Below are 13479 nucleotides of genomic sequence, written 5' to 3' on the forward strand. Positions count from 1 at the left end.
GGGTCGATGGGGAGTTAGGGACATGAAAAAAATAATTGTGCTGGGGCTGATGTTGGCGGCATTACAAGGGTGCGGTCTGCGCGAGCCGATGTCGGCCGAGCAGGACACCGAAACCCCGACCCTGACCCCCAGGGCCTCGACCTACTATGACTTGTTGAACATGCCACGACCCAAGGGCCGGTTGATGGCCGTGGTCTATGGTTTCCGCGATCAGACCGGGCAGTACAAGCCGACCCCGGCCAGTTCTTTTTCCACCAGCGTGACCCAGGGCGCGGCGAGCATGCTGATGGACGCCTTGCAGGCCAGTGGCTGGTTTGTGGTGCTGGAGCGTGAAGGGCTGCAGAACCTGTTGACCGAGCGCAAGATCATCCGCGCCTCGCAGAAGAAGCCGAACACCCCGGTGAACATTCAGGGCGAGCTGCCGCCATTGCAGGCGGCGAACATGATGCTCGAGGGCGGCATTATCGCCTACGACACCAACGTGCGCAGCGGCGGGGAAGGGGCGCGCTACCTGGGCATCGACATTTCCCGGGAGTATCGCGTGGATCAGGTCACGGTCAACCTGCGGGCGGTGGACGTGCGCAGCGGGCAGGTGCTGGCCAACGTGATGACCAGCAAGACCATCTACTCCGTGGGCCGCAGTGCCGGGGTGTTCAAGTTCATCGAGTTCAAGAAGTTGCTTGAGGCTGAAGTGGGCTACACCACCAACGAACCGGCGCAGTTGTGTGTGTTGTCGGCGATCGAGGCGGCGGTGGGGCATTTGCTGGCCCAGGGCATTGAGCGGCGTTTGTGGCAGGTGGCCGGGGACAATTCGCCGGACACTAATGCGACGCTGGATCGCTACCTGACGCAGAACAAGGTGGATCCTGAGGGGCAGGGGGAGTGAGGTTGGGTGGTTGCTCGCAGGTGTAGCCCTATCGACTGTGGGAAGGTGTACCCGGTCTATTGTGGGAGCTGGCTTATCGGGGCGCCGCACCGCAGCGAAGGCGGCCTGACAGCCGACCAATCACCCGCAGGTGCACCCTATCCAATGTAGGAGCGAGCCTGCTCGCGATGAACGTCCGGGCAACACGGGCAATCAGACAGCCTGCGTCATCGTCGATGTCCATCGCGAGCAGGGGATGGGGTTTCACGCAATTAGCGTTTGCTCACCCTCACTCTTTAACGTGCATGAACTCTTCAGCCCAACGAATGTACTCCGCCGGCTGCGTATAGGTGTGTGTCAGTTCCGTCGCGCTCAGGTCGGCGGCCTGGGTGAAGATTTGGCGTTGCTCGCGCAGGCTGTCGTAGGTGGCCTTGATCGCGGCGAAGTAGGCGCCGTGGCCGTCGATGACGACACGCACGCCCAGTTCGGCCAGGCGTTTGTCGTCGCGCAACAACGGGTTTCCGTAGGTCACGAGCATCAGCGGTACGTTCAGGTGTTCGGCGATCTGTTCCAGGTGGTCGAAATCCTTCACGCCCACCATGCAGATGCCATCCGCGCCGGCAGCCTGGTATTGCTTGGTGCGGCTGATGATTTCCTGTACCGGCAGAATCCCTGCGTGGGTGCGGGCGATGATGGCCATTTCCGAGTCACACCGGGCTTCCAGTGCCGCGCGAATCTTGCCGACGCCTTCGGCAACGGTGATCAGGTCCGTGGACTTGCGGCCGAATTGCGCCGGCAGCAAGGTGTCTTCGATGGTCAGGGCCGCCACGCCGGCACGTTCGAGCTCGACGATGGTGCGCATGACATTGAGGGCGTTGCCGTAACCATGGTCGGCGTCGGCGATCACCGGCAATTGGGCGACACGGCCGATGCGGGTGGCCTGTTCGGCGAACTCGCTGAGGGTGATCAAGGCAAAATCGGGGGCGCCGAGCACCTGCAACGACGCGACCGAACCACCGAGAATGCCGACTTCAAATCCCAGGTCGGCCGCAATGCGCGCCGACATCGGGTCGAAGACCGACGCCGTGTGATAGCAGGTGTTGGAAGCGAACAGTTGGCGAAAGTTGCGGCGTAAATCTTGATGAGAAAGCCTGGACATATGAGTTCCACCAATGGAAATGGAAGGGCTTGAGCAAAAGTGTCAACGCCGAAGATGTAAAAGGCTATCACGCGGGGCAGTCGAGAATGATGACGAATTTGTCGGCGATGGCGGATGGGCGCTCAGCTGGTGGTGAGCAGGCAGGCACTTACGCTGCCACCGCCTGTGGCTGTTGCGGGTGCAAGGGGACGGCACGGACCGAGTCGCCGGGTTGCAGTTGCAGGCGCTTGGCAGTGAGGCGGTCGACGATCAGGCGCTCATCCACCAGGCGCGCCGGAGTGGCGGTGATGCGACAGTTTTCCAGGCGACGGTTGTGGATCAGCCACATCGGGGCCTGGTCGTCCAGGGGGGCGATGGCCAGCTCCAGTAACTGGCTGTCGCGCACCAGGCGAATGCTCGAAACGGCGGACTCGATCACCGGGCCAGCGTCGAAGATGTCGATGTAGCCCTTGTGGGCAAAACCTTCGGCGCTGAGGATCTTCAGCGCCGGCTCGGTCTTCGGATGAGGCTTGCCGATCACCGCCCGGGCCTGTTCGGTCAGCAGGCAGGTGTACAGCGGCTGGCGTGGCATCAGTTCAGCGATGAACGCCTTGTTGCCCAACCCCGACAAGTGATCGGCGTGCTTGAAGTCCATCTTGAAAAAGTGGCGGCCGACGCTGTCCCAGAAGGGTGAGCAGCCTTGTTCGTCGGCACGGCCGCGCAGTTCGGCGATCAGCTTGTCGCCGAACAGGTGTGGGAACTCGGCCACAAACAGCAAGCGTCCCAGGGACAGCAACCGGCCGTGTCTGCTCTGGCGTCGATCGGGCCGCAGGAACAGCGAGCGGAGTTCCGATTGACCGGTCATTTCATTGTTCAGGAACAAGGTCGGGATGTGTCGCTCGATACCCAGGTCCGGTGATGAACTGACCGTCAACCCGACCCGATAGTTGTACCAGGGTTCGCGCAGGCCCACGGCTCCGGTCAGGGCGCTGACGCCCAGCACCTGCTGGTCGTCGTCTTCGAGTACGAACAGGTAATCGGCGTCGGCGCGCTCGACTTGTTCGGCGAAGGTTCTTTGCGCCCAGCGCAAGCGATGGTTCAGGCGCTCTTCGCTGGCCGGCAGCGACGTCAATCCGCAATCGGTCTGCCGGATCAGTGCGAGCAAGGCGGGCAGGTCGGTCGGCTGGACCGGACGAACAATCATGCTGCAACTCCTTCTGCGGGCTTGCCGGGGCATCGTCGTTGGGCGCGACCATGGACAATGATCACAAGGCAATCAGCCGGATCAGGCTGCCTTCGTTCACCTTCAGGGCCGTGCACATCGCGGCATCGAGGGTCACCGGCTGCCCGGCGCTGTAGTCCAGTTCGGCGACGATGGCGCGGTAGTTTTCCAGCGAGTCATTGCTCACCAGATAGCGGCCACGGGCGTCGATGGCTGAGCCGGTCCGCACTTCAGCGATGTGGCTCTGCTCGATGGAGCGGATGCCACGGGTGCGCGCATGGAGCGTCGGGCCCCCGTCAAAGAGATCGACATAACTGTTGGTTTCGAAGCCTTCGCGCTCGAGAATATCGAAGGCCTCCTGGCCATCGGGATGGATTCGGCCGATGCAGTCTTGCGCGGCCTGGGGCAGCATCGGCACGTAGATCGGGTACTGCGGCATCAATTCGGCGAGAAACCCACGACTCTCAAGTCCGCAGAGTCGCTCGGCCTCGACATAGGGCAAATCGAAGAAGTGCTTGCCCACGGCATCCCAGAACGGTGAATGCCCGTCATCGCTGCTGAAACCGACGATTTCGGTGATGACCGCGTCGGCAAAGCGCGGCGCGTGGGCGGCGATGAACAGCAGTCGCGCCCGTGACAACAATTCGGAATAGGCCGTGCGCACCAGCTGTGGATCGATATGAAAGCCGCGTAGCAAGGTGTGGCCGTTGAGGTCGTGGCAGAGCGACAGTGCAGGCACGCCATGTTCGATGTTCAGCTCCCGCGAAGCGCTGTTGAAGTGGCGGTTGCGCAGGGTGTAGAACGGCTCACTGAACCCCGCGCTGGCAACAATTTCCGAGCAGCCCGCCAGACGCCGCGTCGTCGAGTCTTCCAGCACGAAGAAGTAATTCTCCGGACCCGGGCTCTGGACGGTTTGCTCGAACGACGTGCAGGAATCGAGAATTTTATCGCGCAAGCGTTCGCTGTCGTCCGGCAGGGACGTGACGCCTACCAGGCTTTCGCGAGCCAGTCGCTGCAATTGGGGCAGGTCGGTTAACACCACTGGACGCAAGACCAGCATGGATGCACTCCTGTATCAAAAGGCCCGGCGGCTTGCACCGAACCTGACTATCGCTGTCGGTTTCCACGCATTGAATCGGCGGTTGCCTTGCCAGGTCCGCACTGTCTTCAGTCGCTACTCGAGGTTGGCCGCGCGCGCTATCAACCCCGGGTCATTACGGCGGCAGGGATTGATCAGATTGCATGGTGTTTTGAGTGTGGACGGTGGGCTGTCCAGACGGGAATCGATGTTCGGGTCTTTGAAAGAAGGCATCCGGGCTCCTGCTGGATGGGGGATTAATAGTCCGTTGAAAGCAGTATTTATTTAAGGCGCACTGCATGTCTAGTTAATTTTCGAGGGGTTTTTCAACGCACGAAAACAGGGCGAAATGTCCGTACGGCGGTGGCTACATGGATGTCAGGACATCTTGTAGGGCATTGCCTATAAACAAGCCGGAAATGGCTTTTAATACGAAGTGAAAGGCCCACAAGGCAATCTTTCTTGCGGCACAATTGCACAACCATCGACGGCGAGGCGCCGTACTGACTTTCCATCGACAGAGTGAACCTTTGTGCAGGCGACCCGTTTGACCCTGATCTGCCACGCTCGAACCGTCGCACAGAAATTGGCGCGATTTCCCACGAACGAATCCCTGGAAATGGATTGGCAATCGGCGCGGGGTTCTCGTGGTGCCCGATTCAAGCATGCGCGACTGTTGTGCGGCCCGGAAGAGCGTACCCGGCAGACCGCCGAACTGTTCGGGAGCGCCGCAGACGTGGTCATGGCCCTGCGGGACTGCGATTTCGGGCGCTGGAGCGGTCAGCGAATCAACGATGTGCAAAAAAACGAAGGCGAACGGCTCCAGTCCTGGCTTGCCGACCCCGATTCGGCGCCTCACGGTGGTGAATCGGTGAGTCAAGTGACTGAACGCGTGGTGGCCTGGCTGGACACACTGCAGGCGACACCGGGTCAAGTGGTCGCGGTGACGCATCCGTTTGTCATCCGCGCCGCGCTGACGCATGTGCTGCAAGGTTCAGCGTTCAATCTGATAGATGTTGAGCCGCTGTCGACCGTCGAACTGAGGTTCCAGGGTTGCTGGCGACTTCGCCTGGCGGGAGCCGACCTCGAGGAAGGGTGTTGATGAAAAAGCTACTGGTCATCGGCATCGGTGCCGGCAATCCCGACTACATCACCATTCAGGCGGTGAAGGCGTTGAACACGGTCGACGTGTTTTTCCTGATGGACAAGGGCCGGAGCAAAGACACGCTGATCGACCTGCGCCGCGATATCTGCGAGCGCTACATCACGGATCGCCACTACCGCTTTGTCGAAGCCCGAAGCCCTGAACGCGATCGCGATGATGCGGACTACCGGGCCAGTGTCGATGACCTCAACCAGGCCAGGCAGCGGATCTTCGAACGGCTGATCAACGAGGAAATGACTGACGAGGAGTGTGCCGCTTTCCTGGTGTGGGGCGACCCGGCGTTGTACGACAGCACCCTGCGCATCCTGCAGGCGATTCTGACTTCAGGTGCCTGTACGTTCGAGTACGAGGTGATCCCGGGCATTACCAGCGTTCAGGCGTTGGCGGCGCAGCACAAGGTGGCGCTCAATCAGATTGGCCGCTCGGTTGAGATCACCACGGGTCGGCGCCTCGCCGCCGGGCAGGTGAGCGAGGCCGACAGCCTGGTGGTGATGCTCGATGCCCAGGACGCTTACCGTCAGGTGGCGGATCAGGAGACCGAGATTTACTGGGGCGCCTACCTGGGGACGCCGGATGAAATCCTGATCAGCGGCCGGCTCAAGGACGTGGCCGATGAAATCGAACGGGTGCGCAAGGCAGCACGACTGGCCAATGGCTGGATCATGGACACGTATCTGTTGCGTAAGCCTTGAGCATTACGTTGTCTGTTCGGGCCGCTTCGTGGCCCGCAAGGCCACCTCAAGAAAGGGCCTTGACCCCGCGCCCAAAGCGCTCCCGATACACCGACGGCGGTACGCCGATCACGCTGCGAAATGCCACCCGGAAGCTTTCCACCGAACGATAACCACAGCGCAGGGCAATCTGCTCGGTGTTTTGATCGGTGCTTTCCAGCAGTTCGCGGGCGCGGCCCAGGCGTTCATGTTGCAGCCAGGCCTTGGGTGACTGGCCGCTGGCTTCGGTGAAGCGGCGCAGGAACGTCCGCTCGCTCATCGCCGCTTCGCTGGCCAGGTCACGCACTTCCAGCGGTTCATGCAGGCGCTCGCGTGCCCACTGCATGACGCGGGAAAGATCGCTGCGCGGCGCAGGACTGACCGGCATCGGAATGAACTGCGCCTGACCGCCGGTGCGTTGCGGCGACATCACCAGCCGCCGTGCCACCGAGTTGGCCACTTGTGTGCCGAAGTCCCGGGCCACCAGATGCAGGCAAGCGTCGATGCCGGCAGCACTGCCGGCCGAGGTAATCAACTGGCCTGAATCGACATACAGCACATCGGGGTCCACCCGAATGTTCGGGAAGCGTTCCGCCAACTCCGTGGTGTAACGCCAGTGCGTGGTCGCACTGTGACCATCGAGCAAACCGGTGGCGGCCAGCACGAATACTCCGGAACAGATCGACAGCAGCCGTGCGCCCCGGGCATGGGCCTGGCGCAGGGCGGTGAGCAATGCCTCGGGCACCGCTGCCTGACGATCACGCCAGCCGGGGATGATGATGGTCCGGGCCTGTTCGAGCAGTTCCAGGCCGCCGTCGGCCAACACCTGAATGCCACCCATGGCGCGCATCGGGCCCTGATCGACAGCGGCGATGCTGTGCTCGTACCAGGGGAATTCGAACTCCGGCCGCGCCAGGCCGAAGATTTCGACGGCGATGCCGAACTCGAATGTACAGAGGCCGTCGTAGGCCAGAATGGCGACCAATCCAGGGTTGGGTTGCATTTGGCGGAAAATTCCCGGTGAGTGTCTTGTGCGCCACTTTAGCGAGAATGGGCCGGCGGATAAAGTCTGCTCACACCCAACGACACTTAGGAGTACTGCCCATGACCAGCCTGGTTCGCGAAATTCCCGCCGCCCCCTCGGCCATTGCCCTGATGCACTTCAGCAATCACCTGACGTTCGAAACCGATTGTTCCGACGTCCATGGCAGTCAGGCCGCTGGCGAAGTTGATTTCACGCTGTTGGACGTGCGCGGGCCGCTGGCGTTCGAGCGCGGGCATGTACCCGGTGCGATCAATATTCCAGGGCGCTTGCTCAGTGCTGAAGGCCTGGCGGCTTACCCGAAAAACACCCTGTTCGTGGTCTATTGCGCCGGCCCTCACTGCAACGGCGCGAACAAGGCGGCGGTGAAACTGGCGGCGCTGGGTTATCCGGTCAAAGAGATGATCGGTGGTGTGACCGGGTGGCTGGATGAGGGGTTTGAATTGAGCGTCACAGTGCAACGTCCAGCCAAAGCGACGATAGGGTGTGAATGCTGATCAACTGTGGCGAGGGAGCTTGCTCCCGCTGGGCCGCGAAGCGGCCCCAAATCAGTCGACTCAATTCTTTTGACGATCGCGTACTCCGGTTCACCGGTTCAGCGTGTGCCTGAAGATGCCTCCCACCACCCATCCAGCGTCCCCTGCAACCACTCGAATACGGTTGCATGGGCGGCGCTGTCCTGCTGACCCCGCGGCAATGGCGATTCATCCGCAAAATGCTTATTCAGAACCGCCACCGATTCGGCATTCCACTCCGGATGAAACTGCAGGCCCAGCCGCGTCGGCCCGACGCGGTACATCTGCTGTTCACACTGCTCGCTGCTGGCCAGCAACTGCGCATTCGCCGGCAGGTCGATGGCGTCTTCATGCCACTCCAGCACGTTCAGGCTCCGGCCGTCGACGAAGTGCACGGTGGTCCATCCGGTCTCGGTACGCTCCATGCGCCGCACATTCCCGCCCAGGCTCAACGCCAGCAATTGGGCGCCCAGGCAAATGGCGAACACCGCCGCGCCTTGGTCCAGGCTGGCTGCCAGCCACTGCCGTTCGGCCGCCAGCCATGCCGGACCGGCGTTGGACTCGAAAGGCCCGCCCAGCAAAATCAGCGGCGCGGCGCTCACGGGCGGCAGTTGACCCAGGTCGGCGCGAAAAACGTTCAGCGTCACACCACGGGATTCGGCCCACAGGGCGATAGCGCCGGGACCTTCGGCGGGATGGTGCTGGATCAGATTCAAGGAAGGCATCACGCATCTCTTCAGGGGCGGGTGGGCGGCCAATGTGCCGCAAAAAGTGCTGTGTCGCCAGCGCGACTCTTGGGTCGGAAAACAGTCAATTCCTTGTAGGTATTTTCCGAATTGGCGGATTATCTGACAGTCTTTGCACCGCGATGGCGCACACCACAATGGCCTTCTTTCCTGTGGCCACTTTTCTGTAAGTATTTGTCGCTTCAGCACAATTTGCCCTCCTGAAGCCACTCTAGACTGCCGGCCACTTCGGTTTTTACCAGCCAAAAGCTACCGACCGAAAGCTGACAATCGAAAGCTGCCAATAAAAGCCTCCGCACACAGGAGTTATAAATGAAGAAGCTAGTGATGTTCGGTGCCCTGGCACTGTCGATGCTGTCCCTGACCGCCGTGGCCGAAGACGCCAAGCCGATCCGTATCGGTATCGAAGCCGGCTACCCACCGTTCTCGATGAAAACCCCGGACGGCAAACTGACCGGTTTTGACGTGGACATCGGCGACGCCCTGTGCGAACAGATGAAAGTGAAGTGCACCTGGGTCGAGCAAGAGTTCGACGGCCTGATCCCGGCACTGAAGGTCAAGAAAATCGACGCCATCCTGTCGTCCATGACCATCACCGACGACCGCAAGAAGAACGTCGATTTCACCATCAAGTACTACCACACCCCGGCGCGCTTCGTGATGAAGGAAGGCACCGATGTGAAGGACCCGCTGACCGAACTCAAAGGCAAGAAAGTCGGTGTGCTGCGCGCCAGTACCCACGACCGCTTTGCCACTGAAGTGCTGGTACCGGCCGGAATCGACCTGGTTCGCTACGGTTCCCAGCAGGAAGCCAACCTGGACATGGTATCGGGACGCATTGACGCGCTGCTGGCCGACTCGGTCAACCTGGACGACGGTTTCCTGAAAACCGACGCCGGTAAAGGTTTCGCGTTCGTAGGCCCTGAGTACAACGATCCGAAATACTTCGGTGGCGGCGCCGGTATTGCCGTGCGCAAGGGTGATAAGGAACTGGCGGACAAGTTCAACACCGCTATCACCGAAATCCGCGCCAACGGCAAGTACAAGCAAGTGCAGGACAAGTACTTCAAGTTTGACGTTTACGGCAAGGAATAACCGAGCCGTTCCAGGAAAATGGCAGCCGTTGACGCGGCTGCCATTTTTTTATGATTTGCAATCAGGCCGCGGTCTCTTGTGGAAGCGAGCTTGCTCGCGAAGGCGTTGTGTCAGGCAACATCAATGTTGAATGTGCCGACCTCTTCGCGATCAAGCTCGCTCCCACAAGGGATCTTGATGCCGCTGATATCGGAGCGCCCCATGCAACGCATCAACCACTCTCTGCCCTGGAGCCATCTGGGAACGGAACGCACCCTCAGCGTGTTCCGTTATGGCGCGGGTACTCGCAAGGTCTACATCCAGGCCAGCCTGCACGCCGACGAGCTGCCGGGCATGCGTACCGCCTGGGAACTGAAAAAGCGCCTGACCGAGCTGGAAAGCCAGGGCCAGTTGCAAGGTGTGATCGAACTGGTGCCGGTGGCCAACCCCATTGGTCTGGATCAGCACCTGCAAGGCAGCCACATGGGCCGCTTCGAGCTGGGCAGCGGCAAGAATTTCAACCGCTCGTTCGTCGAGCTCAGCGCACCGGTGGCGCAGTTGATCGGTGATCGCCTGGGCGGGGATGCCGAGGCCAACATCGCGCTGATTCGCCAGACCATGGGGCAGGTGCTCGACAGTCTGCCAAGCCCGGCTTCGCAGCTGGAAGCCATGCATCGCCTGTTGCTGCGCCATGCTTGCGATGCGGATATCACCCTGGACCTGCATTGCGATTTCGACGCGGCGATTCACATTTACGCCCTGCCGCAACACTGGCCACAGTGGCAATCCCTGGCCGCGCGCCTGAAGGCCGGCGTCGCGTTGCTGTGTGAAGACTCTGGTGGCAGCTCGTTCGACGAGTCGTGTTCCTCGCCGTGGTTGCGCCTGGCCAGGGCGTTCCCCGAGGCGGCCATTCCACCGGCCAACCTGGCGACCACGCTGGAGCTGGGCAGCATGGGCGACACTCGCGTCGATCAGGCCCAAGCCAATTGCGAGGCTATTCTCGGCTTCCTCGCCGAACAGGGCTTCATCAAGGGCACCTGGCCAGCGGCGCCGGCGCAATGCTGTGAAGGCATGCCGTTCGAAGGCACTGAATACCTGTTCGCGCCGCATCACGGCGTGGTCAGCTTCCTGCGCGATGCCGGCGAGTGGGTGGAGAAGGGCGACGCGCTGTTTGAAGTGGTCGACCCGCTCAACGACAAGGTCACCACCGTTCGCGCCGGCACCAGCGGCGTGTTGTTCGCCATCGACCGCGGACGTTACACCCAACCGGGTACCTGGCAGGCGAAAGTCGCCGGGCGCGATCCGATTCGGGCGGGCAAGCTGATCAACGATTGAGCCGATTCACCTCGGCAGGCGCTGGCTTGCCAGTGATGGGGTCGTTGAGATCGCCATCGTTGGCCAGCCAACGCTTTTACAGGGGAGTGCGTAGCCGGGAAGAGATGTTAGGCTCTGTCCCGAATCCTGCGCACTGTGAAGGAAGGTCCATGTTGAGATTTCTTGCTCTGCTCACGCTGCTGGCGTCCGCCGCTGTCCACGCTCAAACCCCGTTGCACACCGATCTGCCGCTCAAGTACCTGGAGCAGGCCAGCATCGACTCCCGCGATCAGCCCCTGGTGATTTTCCTCCACGGTTACGGCAGTAACGAGCAGGATCTGTTCGGCATCAAGGACGACTTGCCCGCGCAATACACCTACCTGTCGGTCCGTGCGCCGATGGTGATGGAAGAGGGCAGTTACCAGTGGTTTCGCAAGAAGGGCGAGGGTGCCTATAACGGCGAAACCGATGATCTGAAGTCCAGCGCTCAATTGCTCCTGGACTTCATCGCCCAGGCGGCGACGAAATATCACACCGGGCCTGACAAGGTGTTTCTGGTGGGGTTCAGCCAAGGGGCGATCATGTCTTATGAGGTCGGCCTGCGCCACCCCGACGCGGTGGGCGGGATCGCGGCGTTGAGCGGGCGGATTCTGCCGGTGCTCGAGTCCGAGCTGCAGCCGGATGAAAAACGCCAGTCACTGGCGATTTTCATCGGGCATGGCACGGCGGATAAACGTCTGCCGTTCAGTGACGGCACCGACGCCGAGCGTCTGCTCAAGAGCATGTCACTCGAACCCGAGTTTCATGCCTACCAAGGCGTTGGCCACAACATCAGCGCCGACGAGGTGCAGGACTTGAGTGCCTGGTTGCAGCGGCTCAATCCTTGATGCTCATTTGCCGCTGACGATTTGCTTGATCAGGTTTTCGTGGGCAGCCATGTCGCCGGGACGGGAAATCACCTGGACCACGGTCATGTGACTGCCGGACGCTGCCATCAACGTCGTATTGAGGGTCTGACCACCACCCTGGGTGGCGGTGCTGTCGACCTGGCGCAAGCCCAGCCCGTTACTTTTCAGGGTCAGGCTTTTTTCACTGAGTTTGTTGTAATCCGGCAGGGCCTTGCGTTGGGCAGCGTCGAAGTCGGCCACGGTGCCGTCGAGAAATGCACCGTCGTTGTCCTTGACCTGGACGCCTTCCGGCAGGCTGTTTTCAGCAGCGATCACCACGGTCTTGGTGGTTTCGTTGCTGTACATGGTGCCGCTCGCGCCGGTGGGACTGGTCGGCAGCGGGTTGGCGATGAAGCCCTTGGGCAGGGTGAAGGTGAACTTGCCGCCGAGCATCGAGACTTTCTGCGTCGATGCCGTCTCCTTGGCAGTGGCCTTGGCGGCCTGCGCATTCAAAGCCCCCAGACTGGCCGCCGCTGCCAGCAACAGAACAACGGCTTTTTTACTCAACAGTGACATTCGGAATCTCCAGGGATGGTCGCGCGATGGGGCGGCGATCATCCCATGGAGGTTATGGCGGGTTCCAGTGCGGACTAACGGACGGTCACTGATGGTCAGGGGTATTCCTGCCTGGCGTGTAAAACGCTCACGATCTCGATTCGATCCGTTACTTGATAAACCACCAGGTAGTTGGGGTGCACAACAATTTCCCGGTACCGGGCACTCGGCCAAATTGATAGAGATAGGGGTGTTCAGGAAGGGCTGAAGTCGCAGTCTCGATGGCTTGGGACAGGTCGATCGCTGCTGCCACGTTACGTTCGCCAATGTAATCAAGGATTTGCCAGAGTTCGGCCCGCGCTTCAGGCCGCCACTCAACCAGCATCGCGCTTGTTGCGCTTCGATTCGATAAGGGCTCGCATTTCAGCCATCACTTGATCGTGCGGGATACTTGGGCGTGGATCATCCAATGAAGCCTGCACCTTTGCGCGGAACCAACGGTCGTAGCTGGCGGCCTGCTCTTCGGTTTCGAATTCTGAAACGATGGGGGAAAGTTCGGCGCTCATGGTGGCCTCCGGAATCAATGCTTGTCAGTCTAATGGGTGTGTGGCGAGTTGTCGTTGCTGTCTGGATGAAGTACACCTTGCCAAGGTGCCGGTTGACGACTCCCGCCCGGGCAAATCGTAGTTCCCGGGCTTCCGACGGCCAACCTTGAAATGCCGTCGGAAATTTCCCTGTTCGTTCTACGAATCATCCGTCGCAGGGGGATGAAGCCAGTACATGGTGGGGGCCTCGCCACAAGGTCTGGCGCAGTCAAGCCTCCCGGCGCACCGGATAGCTTTTGATCACCTCCAGAAACTCGATCCGACGCTCCCCGGCCAGCAACTCCGGCAGCAGTTTTTCATACGCCTGACGGTAGGGCTTGCTCAGGTGGCAAGTGATGAAGTCTTCCTTGCTGCAATTCCAGGTTTCGTAGAGCACCAGGGTGTTCGGGTCGTCCTGGAGCTGGTGCACCCAGGTGTTGACGAAATCCGGCTCGGCCGACATCTGGTGCACAACGTCCAGCAGGCGTTCCCTGGTTTCGGCGAAACGTTCCGGTTTGGCGGGCAGGTAAACGATAAACGCGACTTGATCACTCATTTTCATCACCTTCGAACGTCGGGAGCGG

General features: G+C 60.8%; 15 protein-coding genes and 1 pseudogene. 7 read left to right on the top strand and 9 right to left on the bottom strand.

The window, feature by feature from the left end:
• Positions 1-22: 22 nt before the first annotated feature.
• Positions 23-886, top strand: a complete 864-nt coding sequence (locus ACGJAX_RS16460) for a CsgG/HfaB family protein (protein WP_090319270.1) — start codon at positions 23-25, stop codon at positions 884-886.
• 268 nt (positions 887-1154) lie between these two features.
• Here the strand turns inward: ACGJAX_RS16460 and ACGJAX_RS16465 are convergent, their stop codons facing one another.
• From ACGJAX_RS16465 to ACGJAX_RS16475, 3 genes are all read right to left on the bottom strand, one after another.
• Positions 1155-2024, bottom strand: coding sequence for an oxaloacetate decarboxylase (locus ACGJAX_RS16465; protein ID WP_090319354.1), 870 nt, complete (start codon positions 2022-2024; stop codon positions 1155-1157).
• 148 nt (positions 2025-2172) lie between these two features.
• Complete coding sequence (gene astA / locus ACGJAX_RS16470; RefSeq protein WP_390955395.1) at positions 2173-3207, bottom strand: arginine N-succinyltransferase; 1035 nt, start codon at positions 3205-3207, stop codon at positions 2173-2175.
• 61 nt (positions 3208-3268) lie between these two features.
• Positions 3269-4285: an arginine N-succinyltransferase gene (locus ACGJAX_RS16475; protein ID WP_390955396.1), complete on the bottom strand. Its 1017-nt coding sequence runs from the start codon at positions 4283-4285 to the stop codon at positions 3269-3271.
• Between the two features lie 550 nt (positions 4286-4835).
• Between ACGJAX_RS16475 and ACGJAX_RS16480 the strand changes: the two genes are divergently transcribed.
• Together ACGJAX_RS16480 and cobF are read left to right on the top strand one after the other, a co-directional pair.
• Entirely contained in the window at positions 4836-5405 is a 570-nt protein-coding gene (locus tag ACGJAX_RS16480; RefSeq protein ID WP_247254305.1) for a histidine phosphatase family protein, read from the top strand.
• Entirely contained in the window at positions 5405-6160 is a 756-nt protein-coding gene (gene cobF / locus ACGJAX_RS16485; protein WP_247254306.1) for a precorrin-6A synthase (deacetylating), read from the top strand. The genes ACGJAX_RS16480 and cobF overlap by 1 nt, the downstream gene beginning before the upstream one ends.
• Positions 6161-6206: 46 nt before the next feature.
• On the opposite strand, the gene ftrA is transcribed toward cobF, so the two are convergent.
• Entirely contained in the window at positions 6207-7181 is a 975-nt protein-coding gene (gene ftrA / locus ACGJAX_RS16490) for a transcriptional regulator FtrA (RefSeq protein WP_390955397.1), read from the bottom strand.
• A 101-nt stretch (positions 7182-7282) separates the two neighbouring features.
• Here ftrA and ACGJAX_RS16495 point away from each other — a divergent pair, with 101 nt between their 5' ends.
• On the top strand, positions 7283-7717 hold the full coding sequence (locus ACGJAX_RS16495) for a rhodanese-like domain-containing protein (RefSeq protein ID WP_390955398.1): 435 nt from the start codon (positions 7283-7285) through the stop codon (positions 7715-7717).
• Between the two features lie 98 nt (positions 7718-7815).
• Here ACGJAX_RS16495 and ACGJAX_RS16500 read toward each other — a convergent pair whose 3' ends face one another.
• The gene (locus ACGJAX_RS16500) at positions 7816-8460 is read right to left on the bottom strand and encodes a type 1 glutamine amidotransferase (RefSeq protein ID WP_390955399.1); all 645 of its coding nucleotides are present in this window, start codon (positions 8458-8460) and stop codon (positions 7816-7818) included.
• A 333-nt stretch (positions 8461-8793) separates the two neighbouring features.
• Between ACGJAX_RS16500 and ACGJAX_RS16505 the strand changes: the two genes are divergently transcribed.
• From ACGJAX_RS16505 to ACGJAX_RS16515, 3 genes are all read left to right on the top strand, one after another.
• Positions 8794-9576, top strand: a complete 783-nt coding sequence (locus tag ACGJAX_RS16505; protein WP_090319378.1) for an ABC transporter substrate-binding protein — start codon at positions 8794-8796, stop codon at positions 9574-9576.
• A 201-nt stretch (positions 9577-9777) separates the two neighbouring features.
• Positions 9778-10890: a succinylglutamate desuccinylase/aspartoacylase family protein gene (locus ACGJAX_RS16510; RefSeq protein ID WP_390955400.1), complete on the top strand. Its 1113-nt coding sequence runs from the start codon at positions 9778-9780 to the stop codon at positions 10888-10890.
• Between the two features lie 149 nt (positions 10891-11039).
• On the top strand, positions 11040-11756 hold the full coding sequence (locus ACGJAX_RS16515; RefSeq protein WP_390955401.1) for an alpha/beta hydrolase-fold protein: 717 nt from the start codon (positions 11040-11042) through the stop codon (positions 11754-11756).
• Positions 11757-11759: 3 nt separating this feature from the next.
• Here ACGJAX_RS16515 and ACGJAX_RS16520 read toward each other — a convergent pair whose 3' ends face one another.
• From ACGJAX_RS16520 to ACGJAX_RS16535, 4 genes and pseudogenes are all read right to left on the bottom strand, one after another.
• Positions 11760-12332: a hypothetical protein gene (locus ACGJAX_RS16520; protein ID WP_390955402.1), complete on the bottom strand. Its 573-nt coding sequence runs from the start codon at positions 12330-12332 to the stop codon at positions 11760-11762.
• A 95-nt stretch (positions 12333-12427) separates the two neighbouring features.
• A pseudogene (locus ACGJAX_RS16525) lies at positions 12428-12696 on the bottom strand (type II toxin-antitoxin system RelE/ParE family toxin).
• Positions 12686-12877 (bottom strand): antitoxin, encoded by a 192-nt coding sequence (locus tag ACGJAX_RS16530; protein ID WP_248914154.1) that lies wholly within the window; start codon positions 12875-12877, stop codon positions 12686-12688. The pseudogene ACGJAX_RS16525 and the gene ACGJAX_RS16530 overlap by 11 nt, the downstream one beginning before the upstream one ends.
• Before the next feature lie 247 nt (positions 12878-13124).
• Complete coding sequence (locus ACGJAX_RS16535; RefSeq protein WP_390955403.1) at positions 13125-13451, bottom strand: antibiotic biosynthesis monooxygenase; 327 nt, start codon at positions 13449-13451, stop codon at positions 13125-13127.
• Positions 13452-13479: the final 28 nt, after the last annotated feature.

Origin of the sequence: Pseudomonas moorei (assembly GCF_042846945.1) — a bacterium.
Classification (GTDB): Bacteria; Pseudomonadota; Gammaproteobacteria; order Pseudomonadales; family Pseudomonadaceae; genus Aquipseudomonas; species Aquipseudomonas moorei.